General features: G+C 71.5%; 5 protein-coding genes. All 5 read right to left on the bottom strand.

All coding sequences use genetic code 11. The annotated features are described in order from the left end of the window. A partial coding sequence (locus VF697_RS26745; RefSeq protein WP_331099553.1) for a CHASE3 domain-containing protein occupies positions 1 to 777 on the bottom strand: 777 nt, incomplete at its 3' end. A 48-nt stretch (positions 778 to 825) separates the two neighbouring features. Then, a complete protein-coding gene (locus VF697_RS26740; protein ID WP_331099552.1) occupies positions 826 to 2,448 on the bottom strand; it encodes a chemotaxis protein CheA in 1,623 nt (540 codons plus the stop codon). A gap of 30 nt (positions 2,449 to 2,478) precedes the next feature. Continuing rightward, entirely contained in the window at positions 2,479 to 3,114 is a 636-nt protein-coding gene (locus VF697_RS26735; RefSeq protein ID WP_331099551.1) for a GAF domain-containing protein, read from the bottom strand. Next, a complete protein-coding gene (locus tag VF697_RS26730) occupies positions 3,111 to 3,494 on the bottom strand; it encodes a response regulator (RefSeq protein ID WP_331099550.1) in 384 nt (127 codons plus the stop codon). Before VF697_RS26730 ends, VF697_RS26735 begins: the two co-directional genes overlap by 4 nt. A 35-nt stretch (positions 3,495 to 3,529) precedes the next feature. Then, a partial coding sequence (locus tag VF697_RS26725) for a hypothetical protein (RefSeq protein ID WP_331099549.1) occupies positions 3,530 to 4,672 on the bottom strand: 1,143 nt, incomplete at its 5' end.

The following is a 4,672-nucleotide window of genomic DNA, read 5'->3' as shown; positions in this document are numbered from 1 at the left end:
GCGCTGCACCATCTCCCTCATCCCCTCCATCATCCGCGCCGTCTCGTCCCGCCCCCGCACCTCGATGGCCGTGGTGAGGTCTCCCACGGCCAGCCGGCCCGTGAGCCGCACACCCTCGTGCAGTGGCCGGACGATGCTGCGTGCCAGCGCCCATGCCAGCAGGATCGCCAGCACCGGGCCCACCACGCCTCCCGTCACCAGCATCCGCGTCACCGACGCCACCTGCATCGCGGTGGCATCGTCGAGCTTCTGGCGCTGCGCCATCACGTCCTGCCGGAGAACGTCCTCGGTGGCCTGCATGGTCTCCAGGAGCTTCCGTCCCTTGCCGCTCCTCACGTAGGCCAGCACCCCCTCCATGGAGCCGCGGCCCGCGTCCGCCTCCCGGCGCAGCGCGACCTCGTGCTCGATGTGCGGGAGGAACTGCTGCTGGTACTGGTCCACCAGGTGTTGGACCAGCTCCTGTTGGCGGGGGTTGTCCGCCGTCAATTCCTTCAGCCCGTTATGCGCCTTCAGGACCTGGGCGCGCCGCTGCGGCATCGGCTCGACGAAGGACTCATCGCCCGTGAACGCGAAACCCAGTGCGCGGGTCTCCATGTCCAGCAGGGCGGTGTCCATGGACAGCAGCTCGATCCGGGTGTTGTGGGCGCGGTAGTACCCGTCGTTGCCCACGATGAGCATGAAGAAGAAGTAGGCCCCCCAGATGACGGTGGCGAGCAGCGTGACGAGCACGCCGAATCCGAGCTGCAGCTTGCGGCTGATGGTGAGCTTCTCGAGCATGACGCGGGTCCCTCTAGAGACGATGGGAAGGAGGAAAGGACGGGGCGCTCACGCCACGGCGGCGCGCTGGCGCAGGGCCGTGCGCAGGAGGCCCGGCACGTCCAGGACGAGCCCCACGCGCCCGCTGCCGAGGATGGTGGAGCCGGACACCCCAGGCAGGTTGCGGAAGAGGCGGCCCAGGGGCTTGAGGACGTGCTGGCCCTCGCCGTACAGCGCGTCCACCACGAGCCCCGCCCGGCCACCGCCCTGGCCCAGCACGACGACACTCTCCCGGCCCGTCCCGAGGCCCTCCACGCCCAGCACGTCGCGCAGCCGCAGGTAGGGCAGCACCCGGCCTCGCAGGTTCAGCACGCCACCGCCCGGCTGCCCGACCCGCTCCACCGGCAGCTCCAGGCACTCCTGCACCGCCTCCAGCGGCAGCACGTACGTCTCCTCGCCCACGCCCACCGCGAAGCCCTGGATGGTGGCCAGCGTCAGCGGCACCCGCAGCGTCACCGTGGTGCCCTGGCCCTCCTCGCTGCGCAGCGTCACCATGCCGCGCAGGCCCTCCACGCTGCGGCGCACCACGTCCATGCCCACGCCGCGCCCGGATACCTCCGTCACCTCCTCGGCGGTGGACAGCCCCGGCAGGAAGACGAGCTCCTGCAGCTCCTCCACCGTCATCCGCTCGGGCTCCAGCCCCAGCGCGAGCGCCTTCTCCTTCAGCCTGTCGTAGCGCAGCCCCCGGCCGTCGTCGCTCAGCTCCACCACCAGCGAGCCCGGCTCATGGAAGGCCCGCAGCACCAGCGTGCCACACGCCTCCTTGCCCGCGGCCCGCCGTGCCTCCGGCAGCTCCAGCCCGTGGTCCACCGCGTTGCGCACCAGGTGCAGCAGCGGCTCGCGCAGGCCCTCCACCAGCGCGGTGTCCACCTCCACGTCCTCGCCCTCCAGCACCAGCCGCACCCACTTGCGCTCCGTGCGCGCCAGGTCCCTCACCGTGCGCAGCTGCTGCCGGAAGAGCGGGCCCACCGGCACCATCCGCACCCGCATCACCTCTTCCTGAAGCTCCTCGTAGAGGCGGTCCGACTCGAGGTGCAGCTCCAGGGCCTCCTGCGCCGAGCCCGAGGCCAGCACCTGCGCCAGCCGTCCCCGGGCGATCGCCAGCTCGCCCGTGAGGGTGGCGATGCGGTCCAGCTTCTCCACATCCACGCGCAGCGAGCGCCCGCGCCTTCCCGCCGCTGGCGCCTCCTCCGCCTCCGCATCCACCGGGAGCGCGGGAAGCAACGGGAGCGCCTGCCGTGAGCGCACCATCGCGCCAAACACCCGCAGCCGCTCCAACAGGGACTCGTGGCCCTCTCCGGGCTCCTCCGCGCCCACCCGGGCGGCCGCCAGCAGCTCGCGCAGCCGGTCCACCACCTCCAGCAACAGCGTCACCTGCTCGTCGGCCACCGGCAGCCGTCGCTCCAGCAGCGCCTCCAGCACGTCCTCCAGCACGTGGGAGATGTCCGTCATGCCGGAGAAGCCCATCGCGGACGCGGCGCCCTTGATGGTGTGCGCGCCTCGGAAGATGGAGCGCATCCGCTCCTCGTCCGGGTGGGCTTCCAGCCCGACGAGCGTCTCCTCCATCTCGGTGAGAATCTCCTCCGCCTCCTCGGCGAAGGTCGCGAGCAGTCGCTCCCGGTCGAAATCCACCGTGTCCCCCTTCCTCGAAATGCCAACCGCTCAGGAAGGAGTCCTGGAAGCGAGGCCACGCGCGCAGTAGAGGGCTCGGGCCCCCTCGGTCGCCAGTAGGGCCAGGAGTTCCCGGTCTTCGGGCTCCAGGCGCTGTTTGTGGGGCAACAGTTCGAAGAGGACCATCATCCCAAGGACGTGATTTCCCAGGCACAGGGGTACGCAGGCACGGGGCCCCTCGGCCCGCGTCACCGCGGCCCCGTCCTCCACCAGGTCCGCCAGCCAGGGCGAGCCGGTGCGCGCCGCCCGGCCGATCGGATCCTCTCCCAGCGGCAGCCGGCGGAAGCGCTCGGCGTCGATGCCCAGCGACACCTGGAGCACCAACGCGGGCCCACCGGGGTCCAGCTCGAAGATGCCCAGCATCTCCGAGCCCACCAGGTTGACGAGCAGGTCCTGGAGGATGTCCATCAGCTCGCGCGGGTCGAGCGACTCGTGCAGGCGCTGGGAGGCCACGCGCAGGCGCACCAGGTGCGCGAGCTGCGTCTCCACGAGGTCCTGCCGCTGCTCCTGCCACTGCGCCTCTTCCCGGCTCCGCGCGAGCGAGGCCCTCAACTGCTCGTTCTCCGCGCGCAGGGCGGCCACCTCCGTGCGCAGCGACTCGGTGTCCCAGCGAAGCTGCTCCCTCATACCCGCCGAGCCTCCTCTAGATGGCTGCGGACCTTGGCCAGCAGCTCCTCGCCGTCGAAGGGCTTGGTGATGTAGTCGGTGCACCCGCTCTCGAAGCCCTGGCGCACGTAGTGGGGCTCGCTCCGGGTGGTGACGAGGATGATGGGCACCTCCTTCGTCTCCGTGCGCGAGCGCAGGGCGCGGCACGTCTGGAAGCCATCCAGGCGGGGCATGAGGACATCCAGGAAGATGAGGTCGGGGCGCTCGACGGCGGCCTTGTCGAGGGCCTCCTGCCCATCGCGCGCGGTGAGCAGCTCATAGCCGCAGTGGGACAGCATCATCCGGTGCAGCAACAGCACCGTGCTGGAGTCGTCGACGAGGAGGATCTTCTTCTTGGGCATGGCGTTCCTCCGAACGGCGGGTGAAGGGGGACGGCTCAGAAGCCACTGGCGCGGATGAGCTCGCGCAGCTGCATGAGGCGTCGGGGGCTCAGGCCCAGGAACTGGATGCCCATGCCCAGCGGATACGAGGCGATGCGACGAGGCGCGTAGGGGTTGGACCAGGAGACGAGGCCGGGCCCCTCGAGCACCTCGCGGGTGGTGGGCAGGTGGATGCGCAGCTCCAGCGCGGCACCGGGGCGTGCGGGCACCAGGGTGCGCACGAAGAGGGCGCCCGGGCTGAGCGCGCTGGAGAAGCAGGAGCTCCAGGAGAAGGTGCCCACCTCGCGGAACTCCACGGGGCAGACGAAGGGCACACGCTCGTCCACCAGGAGCGCCAGGTGGTTGCGCTGCAGCAGGCCGTTGATGCGGGCCAGCAGGTGGCGGGGCGCCAGGGTGCGCGCGCTCATCCACACCTGTCCGAAGGACTGGATGTCGGTGGGCTCGCCACTCGTCACCACGGCGGTGTGGACGCGGCCCAGGCGCGTCTCGGTGCGCAGGCGCTCCACGCGCAGCATCTCCTCGGCCGAGGTGACCCCCGTGCGCACCAGCAGCAGGTGGATGGGCTCGCCGTGCTCGGCGGCCAGGGCCACGGCGCGCTCGGAGGTGGGGGCGTACAGCAGGTGGTGGCCGCACGCCTCCAGGTGCGCGCCCAGGCCGTCGGGCATTCCCGGCTCCTCGCCCACGAGCAGCACGGTGCGCGGGATGCGCCGCTCCATCAACCGGGGCGCGGACGAGGGCACCTTGTCGCGCAGCACGTCGATGCGCGACTGCAACTCGGTGATGCGCACCGGGCCGAGCACGCAGTCCTCCGCGCCGCTGCGCACGCAGCCCTCCAGCAGCTCCGCGGGCGTGTTGTCCGCCACGACGATGAGGATGGGGACGTCCCCGTTGTGGGGGTGGCTGCGCAGCACCGTGCAGCCGGGCCCGCCCTCCGGCGGCAGGGAGCGCCAGTCCACCAGCACCAGCATCGGGCGGAAGCGGCCCAGCTCCACGCGGGCCGCCAGGAGGCTGTCCACCATGACCACCTCACAGCCCACCGTGCGCAGCAGGGGGACGAGGTGCAGCCGCAGCTCCCGGGCGGCATCGACGATCAGCACCCTGCGGGCGACCTCCGCGGACACTCCCGACTGCTGCGACAG

It is taken from the genome of Archangium sp. (assembly GCF_036388035.1).
Classification (GTDB): Bacteria; Myxococcota; Myxococcia; order Myxococcales; family Myxococcaceae; genus Archangium.
The sequence above is the reverse complement of the archived record's forward strand: the minus strand, read 5'-3'. Positions and strand labels throughout refer to the sequence as shown.